The sequence below is a fragment of the Paenibacillus sp. FJAT-27812 genome (assembly GCF_001273905.1).
Classification (GTDB): Bacteria; Bacillota; Bacilli; order Paenibacillales; family Paenibacillaceae; genus Pristimantibacillus.
The window spans coordinates 5888747-5901528 of the sequence record NZ_LIGH01000001.1; the positions used below are offsets into that span (position 1 = coordinate 5888747).

At 52.1% G+C, this 12782-nt stretch carries 9 protein-coding genes; all 9 read right to left on the reverse strand.

What is annotated here, in order from left to right:
* Positions 1-16: 16 nt before the first annotated feature.
* The gene (locus ADU23_RS25095) at positions 17-652 is read right to left on the reverse strand and encodes a peptidylprolyl isomerase (RefSeq protein ID WP_063846101.1); all 636 of its coding nucleotides are present in this window, start codon (positions 650-652) and stop codon (positions 17-19) included.
* 2 nt (positions 653-654) lie between these two features.
* On the reverse strand, positions 655-3129 hold the full coding sequence (locus ADU23_RS25100; protein ID WP_053376253.1) for a penicillin-binding protein 1A: 2475 nt from the start codon (positions 3127-3129) through the stop codon (positions 655-657).
* 149 nt (positions 3130-3278) lie between these two features.
* Positions 3279-3524 carry an RNA chaperone Hfq gene (gene hfq, locus ADU23_RS25105; RefSeq protein ID WP_053376254.1) on the reverse strand — a complete coding sequence of 82 codons (246 nt, stop codon included), beginning with the start codon at positions 3522-3524 and terminating at the stop codon, positions 3279-3281.
* Positions 3525-3541: 17 nt separating this feature from the next.
* Entirely contained in the window at positions 3542-4555 is a 1014-nt protein-coding gene (gene miaA, locus ADU23_RS25110; protein WP_442950624.1) for a tRNA (adenosine(37)-N6)-dimethylallyltransferase MiaA, read from the reverse strand.
* Positions 4552-5328 carry a class I SAM-dependent methyltransferase gene (locus ADU23_RS25115; protein ID WP_053376255.1) on the reverse strand — a complete coding sequence of 259 codons (777 nt, stop codon included), beginning with the start codon at positions 5326-5328 and terminating at the stop codon, positions 4552-4554. Before ADU23_RS25115 ends, miaA begins: the two co-directional genes overlap by 4 nt.
* Complete coding sequence (mutL, locus tag ADU23_RS25120) at positions 5325-7370, reverse strand: DNA mismatch repair endonuclease MutL (protein ID WP_053376256.1); 2046 nt, start codon at positions 7368-7370, stop codon at positions 5325-5327. Before mutL ends, ADU23_RS25115 begins: the two co-directional genes overlap by 4 nt.
* 27 nt (positions 7371-7397) lie before the next feature.
* Positions 7398-10097 carry a DNA mismatch repair protein MutS gene (gene mutS / locus ADU23_RS25125; RefSeq protein ID WP_053376257.1) on the reverse strand — a complete coding sequence of 900 codons (2700 nt, stop codon included), beginning with the start codon at positions 10095-10097 and terminating at the stop codon, positions 7398-7400.
* Positions 10098-10331: 234 nt separating this feature from the next.
* Entirely contained in the window at positions 10332-11747 is a 1416-nt protein-coding gene (locus ADU23_RS25130) for a putative amidoligase domain-containing protein (protein ID WP_053376258.1), read from the reverse strand.
* Between the two features lie 140 nt (positions 11748-11887).
* Positions 11888-12451, reverse strand: a complete 564-nt coding sequence (locus ADU23_RS25135) for an outer spore coat protein CotE (RefSeq protein ID WP_053376259.1) — start codon at positions 12449-12451, stop codon at positions 11888-11890.
* Between the last annotated feature and the right edge of the window lie 331 nt (positions 12452-12782).

Sequence of the window (12782 nt, forward strand, 5' to 3'; positions counted from 1 at the left end):
TGGGCGGTATTTTTGTTTATTGCTCAACGATTTCAATCGCTTGAACCGTAATATTTTCGGCAGGGACATTGTTTTTCAAAGGTGTCTTCGAAATGGCTTGGACGGTGTCCATGCCGCTCTTCACTTTGCCAAAAATCGTATAATTCGGCTCCCGGTTCAAATTGGAAGCGTCGGGCCCCGTGCATATGAAAAACTGGCTGCCTCCTGAATTAGGCTTGCTGGCATTTGCCATTGCGACGACGCCTTCTTCGTACTTCTTCTCCGTATTAAGCTCATCCGGAATAGAATAACCCGGCGTACCCGTCCCATTGCCCTTCGGGTCACCGGTTTGAATCATAAAGGACTCGATTATACGGTGAAAGGACAACCCTTCATAAAAGCCTTCGCGGGCTAGAAACACAAAATTGTTCACCGTTACCGGCGCTAAATCCGCGAACAGCTCCACCGTAAAGTCGCCTTTTGAAGTTTGAAACTTCGCTAAGTACGATTTATCGAGATCAATCTGCATTTCCGGCATCTTGTCCCAGCTCATCGTCTTAGCCGAAGCTTCTGCGCTTTTCCCAGAACCGCTTTTGCCGCAGCCTGACATTAACAGCACAACTGCGACAACTGCGATCAAAAAAAGGAATCGCGTTTTCTTTCTAATCACCATTACTAACCACCCGTTCCTTGCGTATTGCCGCCGGTTTCAGAGTTTCCTAAAGCATTGGTGCTGTTGCCGTTACCATCGCCATTTCCAGGAGTCGGTGTTGGACTTGGATTAATCGTTCCAGGATTTTCCGTTTCCCCTGGCTGCTCCGTTCCATCGCTAGGAGGAGGCGTAACTTCACCTTCTCCCCCATCGATTGGAGGGGTTATTTCACCACCATCGGGGTTGTTCGGATCCGGTTCCATCGGAATGTCAGGAATTATTTCCGTCTCTGGAATGACAACTTTAACTTTCTGGGATGGCGGGCTTTCCTGATCGTTCTTGGCATCATAAGCAACGACATAATATTCATAGGTCATGCCCGGGAAAGCACTCATATCGTCAACGCTAGTTGAAGGCGTATCTACAAAATGAATAAATTCACTCTCCGACGCTTCCTTGCGGAACACTTGATAAGTGACTTCTCCATCCTTATAAGCGTCCCATGACAACTGAACTCTTGTCTGTTCTGGAATATATGCCGCATTAAAATTCGTAATAGCTGCCGGCGGCTTATTTTCTTTAATGCCTTGCGGTTTAACAAAGCTCGACTTCGGTACATCCTTCATTGCGGACTTCATAACCTTAGAGAACATGGATGCGGCTTGACTGCTGCCAGTCTTTAGGATGTGTTCCTTATTTGTCTTATCGTATCCCATCCATACCGATGCTGTCCACTCCGGCGTGTATCCGACAAACCAAGCATCACGAATACCCGAGCCTGTGTAACCTGGAATACCGTGCTGCGTTGTACCTGTTTTACCCGCTAGCGGACGGTCGATTGCCGCACGTGTACCCGTACCGCCCTTCTGAACGACCGTTTGCATCATCTCCGTCAGATAATAGGCTGTATCGGCAGACATAAGTTGCTTGGATACTGGGGCTTTATAGACGTAAGGATTGAATTTTTTGCCTTCGATCTTCGTGATCGCATGCGTATCAACCGACTTCCCGCCATTTGCAAAAACACTGTATGCGGTAGCCATTTGCATTGGCGTGGCACCCTTCGTCAATCCACCAAGCGCGGCCGTCAAATTGCGGTCATCTTTCTCCAATGCAAAGCCAAGCTTGCTTGCAAATGCAAAACCGCTTTTAAGGCCTACTTGGTTCAACATCCAGACAGACGCCAGATTTCGCGAATCCTTAATCGCTTGCTGCATCGTGACCGGAGTCGCTCCCCATCTATCCGTCGGACAATAGCTTCCGTAACATTTTTTATCATTGGCAAGCACGGTCCATGGGTAGTACTCGCCTGTTTCAAGCGCTGGTCCATATGAAATGATCGGTTTAAAAGCAGAACCTGGCTGACGCGGAACTTCAACGCGGTTGAGCCCCTTCTTGACGTAATCCCTGCCGCCTGTCAGCGCCTGGATCGTGCCGTCACGGTGATCAATAATAATCATCGCGCCTTCAACCTGCTGCTCATCCTTGCTCTTTTCAAAGTTTTCATCGTTGTCGAACTGCGTATCCATCGCGTTTTGCGCTTGCTGGTTAAGCGTAGTATAGATACGGTAGCCTCCGATCCGAAGCTCTTCCTCGGACATTTTAGTTTTCTCTACCGCTTCCTCAACAACGTAATCGATAAAGGCTGGATACTTGTCCGTGTTTCTCTCATCAAAGTTTTTCGGAACCTCGTATACAACCGCTTTAGCTTCCTCCATCTCGGCCGCCGTTATATAGCCTTGATCGTACATAAGCTTGAGTACGACCGCTCTCCGGTTCATGGAATCCTCCGGATGCATGATTGGATTGTAACGGTTAGGCGCCTTCGGCATAGCCGCAAGCGTTGCGATCTGCCACAGTTCGAGCTTGTCGAGGTCAGTGTCAAAATAATATCTTGCCGCTTCCTTCACGCCGTGTACCCTTTTGCCGAAGAAGATCCGGTTTAAATACATGCCTAAGATTTCTTCTTTGGACATCTTATGCTCTAGCGCCACTGCAATAGAGGCTTCAGTCGCTTTACGGAAAAACGTTTTGTCCGCCGTCAAAAACACGTTTTTGGCTAGCTGCTGCGTAATCGTACTCGCGCCCTCTACTGCGCTGCGTGCAATAACGTCCTTCACCACTGCTCGCCCGATAGCAAAAAAGTCGATGCCCGAATGCTCATAGAAGCGTTGGTCTTCCGTTGCGACAATCGCATTAAGAAGCTGCTTAGGCATTTCAGAAAACTCTGCTATCTCACGGTTTTCATTCGGATCAGACAGTCTGGCAATCTCTTCGCCTTTCGCATCGTAGATAATGGATGCTTCGCCGAACACCAGCTTATTGGCATTTTCAGTCAACACCCGCTCACCGTTTAACACAATAAGCAAGTAACCGATAATGCCGCAAATGATTGCGATTACTGCAGTAAAGAATAAACCATAAAACCATTTTTTTCCCGATATCCTTTTTTTCTTCTTCTGTTTCGGTGCAGTCTTGCTGCGTGGTCGTTCAGCCATTGCCGACTCCCCTCCTGTTGTTCCAAAGTTCTTCTATCTATTTTTGCCACAAAACGACAAGAGCAACCCAGCTTGGAGCGGGTTGCTCTTGCATGCCGCTATCTAGTTAAACGATACACGTTGTTAGAAAGTTTCACTATTGCTCTTGCCTATGATTCGGAACCGCTATGATCCTGCTGCATAAGAGAAACGTTCCGCTGCGGGGTAAACGTCGAAATAGCGTGTTTATATACCATTTGTTGACGACCTTCGCTGTCGATGATGATCGTGAAATTATCGAACGCTTTAATAACGCCCCGAATTTGAAAGCCATTCATTAAAAAAACCGTAACCGGTATGTTGTCTTTGCGAAGCTGATTCAGGAACGTATCTTGAATATTGATCGATTTGTTCATTGGACGTTACCCCCGTCTTAAAAAGATTGATTAGAAGTATATTCAAGATTAACTTGAAACTTTCCTGCTATTATACCATGAACGACTTGCAAATTGTTGTGAAAATTTTCCCCCATATCGATCCAATGAATGTCATTCATATGGCGGAACCAAGAAAGCTGGCGTTTGGCAAATCTGCGCGTATCTCTTTTGAGCCTCTCTACAGCTGCTTCCAGCGAGCAATTTCCACGTAAATAATCTGCGATTTCCTTATAGCCAAGACCCTGCATTGCGACCGCGGCTGGCGGCAAATCTCGTTCAAGTAACTGCCTCACCTCATCTACCAGTCCTTGTTCCATCATCAAATCTATCCGCTGCTCTATTCTACGATACAACTCCGCACGGTCCATAGTCAAACCGATGATGCAAAGCTCATAAGGAGACCCCTTCGTTTGGCCTGCTTGCTGCTCCGAAAAAGTCTGGCCTGTCATATGGTAGACCTCAAGCGCGCGAATAACCCGTCTCAGGTCGTTGGGATGCAGCCGCTCTCCAGCCGGAGGATCAATGGCTGCCAGCTTCGCATGCAGCGCTTCATGACCAAATTCAGCGGCGAAGCGCTCCTGCTCAAGCCGGAAAGCTTCATCGGAGCCAATATCAGCAAACTGAAATTGATAACAAACCGATTCTACGTAAAGCCCAGTGCCCCCGACGATAAAAGGCAGTTTGCCGCGACCAGCAATTTGTTCGATCGCAGCTGTAGCGCCTGCCTGAAAATCGGCTGCGGAATACGCTTGATCCGGTTCGCAAATGTCAATCAAGTGATGCGGAATGCCTTCACGCTCATCCAGCGCGATTTTGGCCGTCCCAATATCCATTCCGCGGTATACCTGCATGGAATCACCGGAAATAATTTCGGCATTCCAGGCTTTGGCAATGTCAAGGCTCATCCGCGTCTTGCCGACTGCAGTCGGTCCGATGAGCACAAGCAGCGGCTGTTTGCGAACCGGCCTTTCTTCCGCAGCCTGCTGCGCGATGTTTAGTTGTTCACTCAAAGCTGTATCACTCCATATGCGATTTTCGAAGTATTGACATGCCGACGCTCGAAGCCGAGCCTTGCAAACTCTTCACTTGCTTGATGCTCCTTTAGCACTACGCTTTTGCGGGCAACCCGCTTTGCCTGCTCAATTGCATCACTTGATAAGGCATCCATATTGGCGACGGCGCGAAGCGGCTCCATCGAGCTGGATTCGTTAATCGGCTGTCTAAACATCGGATCAAAATAAACGATGTCCACGCTGTTGTCAGGCAATCCTGACAAATATTCTATATGATTCACGCATTTCATCGCAATGCGTCGCATTGCCTCATTCACATCGGGAAGACTGGTCTCGTAGCCAGCCAGTCCCTCTCGTACGAGCGCGCAAAGCACAGGCTCGCTTTCGATTGCGGTGACAGAACCGCTAGGTCCAGCGGCATATGAGAAGACAAGCGAATCCGATGCAAGCCCTGCTGTGCAATCGATGACATGATCCCCCTCCTCGCAGCCAGAGAGCTGAATGAGAGGATCCGTCTCGCCGCGCCGCAGCCGCTTTACCCGAACATAGGCCATGCTGGGATGAAAATAAAGCGGCGTCTCCGATTGACCGTCATAGTAGCGAACCTCTTCCTCGGTCACAACGATCAAACGCCTGTCATGGCTTAGCGTCAAAAGCTTATTCACCGTCAGATTGCCGCGCGCTTTGAGCGGAGAAGCAAGCTCTGCCGACAGCCTGCTTGCCTGTTCGAGCGCACGGGAAGAAGGCTTAGCCGTTGTAGTGACAATCAAGACATCACCCGCTTGAACATTTTCTCCAGCTGATAGGTCGAAAGATGCACGATGATAGGACGCCCATGCGGGCATGTATACGGCTGCTTGCAATTCGCAAGCCTTGCCAGCAATGTCTCGCCTTCCTCGCGATTCATCCGGTCATTTGCCTTGATGGATGCTTTGCAGGCGCACATAATGGCGGCTTTCTCGCGCAGCTTGCCGATATCAATGGACTTCCGCTCGGCAATAAGCAGCTCCGCCATCTCCTCAAGCAAGGACTGCTCCTCGCCCTGCGGCATCCATTCCGGGTAAGAGCGTACGAGAAACGTCTGTGAGCCAAAGGGCTCAAGCTCTACTCCCGCTTGCGCAAACATAGGAATAAGGTCCCTCAGCTGTGCAGCCTCGCCTGTCGTAAACTCAAACGTAAGCGGAACGAGCAGCTGCTGGCTTGCCGCTTCGGGGTGGCCAAATTTATGGAAATAATATTCATAATTAATTCGTTCGTGAGCCGCATGCTGGTCAATCAAATACAGCCCATCCTGCGACTGGGCAACGATATAGGTGCCGTGATGCTGCCCGATCCAGTACAGCTCGGGGAATGACGGCTCGCCGCCCGGAGCATCGTCATCGGAAGGCAGCTGCGCAACCGGCGCTTCAGCCGGAGGCATGTCAGGCAAGCTGACTTCGTTTGCCGATGCGTCGCCTTCTAGACGTTCCGCTTCCAACTGCTCTTGTTGCAAATCAATCTGAGCAGGCTCTGCCATCGTTTGCTCGGCGACTGTGGATGCCGCTGCTTCAGCCCATGGCGCTGACGCCTCCCGAACAGCTAATGCCTCCATGTTCGGTGGAGGCGGCGCATACAGCTTCTCAGCCGCATTGCGAGGGACGTATTCACGTTCAATGACCGGCGGCTTATAAGATGCTGCATTTGGCTTACTCGATGATTGGGCAGGCTGAAACGGCTTAAAGGAATCCGCAGCCGACTCAGGACGGTGGAACGAGATCGCATCTTGCACGAACAAAGGTTTGGAACGCTCCTGCTTGCTGCTCGATTCAGGTCCCGGAATATGGCGCTGGCGACCGAGCACCGCTTTAATGGCATCCTCAATCAGCGTGCGTAGCTCCGGCTCCTTGCTGAATCTGACCTCCATCTTGGATGGGTGAACGTTGACATCAAGCAAGCTGGGATGCATGCCCAGCTCCAATATAGCCAGCGGAAAACGGTTGATCGGCAGCAGCGTATGATAGGCTTGCAGCAACGATTGGTTAATGGTGTGGCTTCGTATATAACGTCCGTTTACGATCGCGGTTATGCCATTGCGATTGGCGCGTGTCAGCTCAGGCTTCGAGATGTAGCCGCGCAGCTCGTAATCGGAAGTCTCCGCTTCAATGGGAAGCATGACCTTCGCCGTATTTGAACCATAAACGGCGGCAATGACTTGCAGCCTATCGCCTGTTCCAAGCGTTCGCAGAAGCACGTTTCCGTTATGTTTAAACGTAAAGGCGATGCCAGGATGAGCTAGCGCAATCCGGTTAATATAATCGGAAATATGGCCAAGCTCCGTTTGGATCGCTTTCATATATTTAAGCCGCGCAGGCGTGTTGTAAAATAAATCGCGCACGGTCATTTCCGTTCCTTGCGGCGCATTTGCAGGCTCATCAATCGTCACCTTGCCGCCTTCAATCGCGATGCGGCGCGCAAGACCGGTGGACGTCTCCGATGAGATGCATTGCAGCCGCGATACGGCGGCAATACTCGGCAGCGCCTCGCCTCTAAAGCCTAAGCTAGCAATGCGAAAGAGATCGCTGCTCGTCGAAATTTTACTCGTCGCATGCCGCTGAAAAGCCGTAACGATATCGGACGCCTCGATGCCGTAGCCGTTGTCGATGACCTTAATTAGCGATAGGCCGCCTTCTTCGATCATAATATCTACTGTCGTGCTTCCAGCATCAACCGCATTCTCGACCAGCTCCTTGACGACCGAAGCCGGTCTCTCGACTACTTCACCCGCCGCGATTTGGTTGGCAAGCTGCTCGTCCAGCACTTTGATTTTTCCCATGGCGTTACCTCTCCCCCTCTCGCATGGCTAGTCGTTCAATTTACTCTTCATATCATTTAGCCACTGCATCGCCTGCATAGGCGTTAAATTAAACAAGTCAAGCTTGCGCAACTGATCGGCCAGCAGCTCTGCCTTCGGGCTTGCTTTCCGCTTGGCAGGCTCTGCTTCCTTGGCAGCCGCCGGCTCGTCAAAGATAGAGAGCTGAACGATTCCGCGGGACTCAAGCGCCAGCTCGGCTTGCTTCTTCCCATCCGGTTGTTTGGCAGGAATCTCCTCATACGAATACGCAGATTCAGCGAGCGGTGTATTTGCTCTTCCGATCGGTGCCGCCTTTTGCAAATCCAATTCAACCGTTTCATCTAGCAGCTCATATGCTCTGCCGATAATCGACTGCGGCAAGCCAGCCAGCTGTGCACAATAAATGCCGTAGCTTGTACTGGCCGCACCCGGAATAAGCTTACGCAGAAACGTTACATTATCGCCGCTTTCCTCGACTGCCATACGTGCATTCGTGAGCGAAGGCAAAGATTCTTCTAAATGAGCCAGCTCATGGAAATGCGTGGATACGAGTGCTTTGCAGCCGATATGATGATGCACGTACTCGATAACTGCCTGAGCAATGGCCATGCCTTCGCCCGTTGAGGTGCCGCGGCCCAGCTCGTCAATAATGACAAGACTGTTCGAGGTTGCCTTCTCGGTCATCAGCTGAATGTCCTTCATCTCCACCATAAACGTACTCTGACCGCCAATAAGATCATCTGCAGCGCCGATTCGGGTGAAAATGCGATCGATTAGCGGAATGACAGCAGACCTCGCAGGAACGAAGCAGCCTATTTGGGCCATGATGCAAATGAGCGCCACTTGGCGCATGTAAGTGCTTTTGCCGGCCATATTCGGACCCGTAATAAGCAGCATCCACTGCTTGTCCTTATGAAGCTCCGTTCCGTTTGAAATAAATGGCGTTCCATCCATCATCGCTTCAACGACCGGATGCTTGCCGTCCTCGATGTGCAAATCATAGCTCTCCGTCACCTTCGGACGAGTAAACCTGCGCTCCGCGCTCACCGTTGCCAATGATTGATAAACATCAAGCTCGGCAATGATCGCGGCAGCTTTTTGGAGCCTATGCAGATGATGCGATAAATGGTCTCTTAATTCAATGAAGCGCTCATGCTCCAAATCGACCATTTTGTCCTCCGCTTCAAGAATAAGACGCTCTTTCTCTTTCAGCTCGGGCGTGACGAAGCGCTCTGCATTGGCAAGCGTCTGCTTGCGCTCGTATCTGCCTTCCGGCAGGCTCGATAGATTCGCTTTGGAAACCTCTAAATAATAGCCGAATATGCGGTTGTAGCCGATTTTCAACGTTTTGATGCCGGTTGCCTCGCGCTCTTGGCGCTCTAGCTCTGCCAGCCATTTCTTGCCGTTCGTGCTCGCTTCGCGCAATTGGTCCAAATAAGCGTCATAGCCCGCGCGGATCAATCCGCCCTCTCGAATCGTAACAGGCGGCTCATCGACAAGTACCGTCTCAATGAGATCAGCCAAATCAGAACAGTTATCCGTCCCGTCAACAAGCGCTTGGAGCACCTTTGATCCGGATTGCTCACATAACGCTGTAAGCTGCGGAATACGGCGCAGCGAGCTGCGCAGCGCATTCAAATCGCGTCCGTTCGCGCTGCCGAAGGCTACCCTGCCTACGAGCCTCTCCAGGTCGTAGATCGGCTGAAGCTCGCTGCGAATGTCGTCTCTCAAGATCAAATCAAGGTATAGCGTCTCAACCGCATCCAAACGGGCTTCCACGGCAGCGCTGCTTAGCAGCGGCTTGTCAATCCAGCGGCGCAGCAAGCGCGCGCCCATCGACGTCTGCGTGCGATCAAGCAGCCAAAGCAGCGAGCCTTTTTTGTTGCGGTCGCGCACGGTTTCGGTTAGCTCTAGGTTTCTTCTAGTGTAATGATCCAAAATCATAAACTGATTGGGCTCATAGCTCGTTATTGTACGCACATGGCCGAGCGAGCGCTTCTGGGTTTCCTCCAGGTAACCCGTCAGGACGCTAACAGCCTGCAGCCTGGCTCCTGTTACTTTGCCAAGCTCTTGCTCGCCGAACTGCTCGGTCAGCTTGTCCGCAGCCATCGGCTCGCGAGGGGTAAGCAGCAGCTGCTTATTCCAGACCGCTGCCGCTTGGACATGGCTCAGCAGCTCGCTGTCTCCTACGAGCTCGGAGGGCTGATAGACGTTGATTTCATCGATCAGCGCTTCCATATGCTCTGGGAAAGAGGTTACATAAAGCTCGCCCGTCGATAGATCGCAAGCGGACAGCCCTAATATGCCGCCAACCCGGACGATGGCAGCGATAAAATTGTTTGTTTTGCCTTCCAGCGCTTTCGATTCCATGACCGTACCCGGCGTAATTATGCGCACAATCTCCCGGCGCACAACGCCTTTCGCTGCCGCCGGGTCTTCTACCTGCTCGCAGATCGCTACTTTGTAGCCTTTTTCAACGAGTCTGCTAATATAGTTTTCGGCGGAGTGGTAAGGCACGCCGCACATCGGGATCTTTTGCTCTCCGCCGCCCTCTCGGCCCGTTAACGTAATCTCCAGCTCGCGGGATGCTGCTTTTGCGTCCTCAAAAAACATTTCATAAAAATCGCCTAATCGAAAAAATAAGAAAGCATCCTTCGCTTCTTCTTTAATTGCAAGATATTGCAAAATCATTGGAGTATATCCAGCCATTCCGATCCTCCTCAATAACGTATCTATCATGGCGCTTCGTTCGTTCTGTTATAGTTAATATCATTAATTACATACGCAAGCCGATTGTGCTGCCCTATCCCACGCAGTAAACATTAGATATTCATTATAACAAGCGGAACAGATGTGCGCCATAACGGAAAACAGTTTGAATCGGAACAAAAGGTCTGATGTTCGTGGTTAAACAAACAAATACGAAAAAATTAACCGGGTTAACTATAGCGGCAGCCGCCACTTCACGCGGATGTCCGAGCTTTCATCCCAAGTCGTGCCGCGCCTTGCCGCTTCTAAGAGCGGCTCGATATAGGGAGCAAGCTCGCGGTAGCTGGAAGTGGCGGAGATGGATGCGGCAAGGCCGTCCAGGCAGCCGGCGAGCTCGGAGCGATCGCCGGCGTAATAGGCTTCGACATACCGCTCCTCGAGAGCCGGTATGTAAGAAAGTTTTAATGCTTCGCGGGCGCATAGCAGCGCTAACGCGAAGGAGGCTTTGGCCGCTGCCGGCGAGACGAGCCAGCTCGGCAGCGTCCGGTATTCGAACCCGCCATGCGGCTGCTGGCGGAAGTCCCCGAGCGTTCCGTACCGGGGACGGCGGGCCCGCCCTGCGGGGTCCTCTACGAGAGCGAGCGGGAATGCCGCGTAGCTGTCGAGCAGGCGGAGCAAGCGGCTCGTCAGCGGCGCTCCGCTGAGGTGGATATGCCCGCCGAGCGCAAGCCCCGGCACGGGCATGGCTCCTGCGGCCCAGCGCAGCGAGGGCTCGCTGATCCGGTCGGCGGCGCGCTGCAATAGGCGCCGCACGTTCGCGGCGAGCGCGGCCGGGCTATCCGCCGGCTCGGGCCGCAGCTCGGCGACGGGATACAGCAGCCGTCGCCCGACAAGCACGGCGTCGGCACCGGCTGCCCCGCCGATGCCAGCGCCAAAAAACCGCGACGCCGCCGCAACCTTGCCAGCCGGCGTCACGAGTACAAACTCCGGATCGGCGCCAATAAGCAGCTCCCGATCAGCAGCCCCAGCTCCCGCCGCCGCATGCCAAGCGGCGAATCGCCGCAGCGATGCCGCCTCCAGCCTCGTATCCCTCAGCTTCGGCCAAGCAGCGCGGACGGCTGTGCGCCCGTCCCCGCCAAGCGCGACCTCGGCCTCACCGATATCGAGGCCGAGCGTGTACAGCGCAGATATCGCTGTACGAACAACCCGCCGCAGCGCCGGGTCCTCTGGCCAGCCGCCTGTATCCCCTGCCAGCAGCGGCTTGCTCGGCATGATTTTCCCCATGGCATCGATGCGCTGCATTTCCACCGGCTCCAAATGAACGATGCCAACGCGAAACAAACGCTCGCTCTCAATGGGCGGTCCGCCGCAAAGCCCCGCACGGCGCCAAATGTGCAGCTTCTCTGCATCCGACTGCTTAGCAGCGATGTGGCCGCTTGCGTTCAGCACCCAAACGCCCGGAAACCGGCTGCAGTCAATCGTTCGGGCATCCGACCATGCGATTACCGCATCGCCAGCCGCCACCTCTGTCCACGGCTGGGAACGGAGCGGCTTTCCGCTGCGCTCTCCCGCAATATCCGGGTCATTTGGGCTATGTGCAACGCTCTCCAGCCGATCGTAGCTGCCTCGCCATATCCACGTCGAAGCCATCCTGCTTCCCGCCTTTAATCATTTTTTGCACGAATGTGATACATGCCGTTAAAGATTTCAAAAAAAAAGAGGGCTTTCGCCCTCGAATTTGCCGCTCCCGCAGCATATGATACCTTAGACAGCAAAGCTTCCCGGCTTGCTTACAGCTCGTCGTCCAGCAAATCTGGATCCAAATCCTCATAATCGTTATCGCCGAGGCTGAACTCCAAATCCTTGCCGTCCAGGTCGCCGCAACCGCCTGGAAGTACTGCCACGCAAACCTTAGTCTCGGCAACCAGCTCCACCGAAAACTCACGCTCTACCCGAATCACGACGCCAGAGCCGTTCGAAGAAATATTCGCTTCGATACAGTTCGGCTCCTGAATGACGTCGGCTGACACTTCCACTGTAGAAGGCCGATGTTTCGGATCTACATAGGAGAGGTTGACATGCTCGACGTAATGCACGGATTCCTTAGCTACGTCTGTCTGCGAGTTTTTGCTGTACGAATACCAAATGTTGATATCGTAAGTACCAATTACCTCAATGCCGTCGCCCGAACGAACCGCTTCATACTGATGGTTGATTATCCATGCTCCCAGAATACTGGTCGGATGATGAGGCGGCGTTACGGTATGGGTTACAGTGGAAAACTTACGACCTTTGCCGCAGACAGCTTTCGTAATTATTTCTCTGTACTGGAGCTGCTTATCTGCAATAGTCATTGATTTAACCTCCTCCATACAATCATTCATTTAAAGTGTATGCAGGACATTCGTCTAGGGTGACTGTTTATTTTCTCGAAATATAAGATTATATAAGTTTCATACTTATAGCGATCCATATAGATCTTTGCGTAGCGTATACTAGACCGCCCAAGGCCTTCATATAGCCGTTACGCTCAAAATATAAGAATACATAAGCCTCACCCTTATACCGATGCTTATATTTCTCAGCTATACGTATGCTGCGCCGTCTTAGTAGACGTCAGCCGTATACGTTCTGAATACGAGATATTATAGGTTTATTCCTATAAATACGCTTGTATTCCTACGT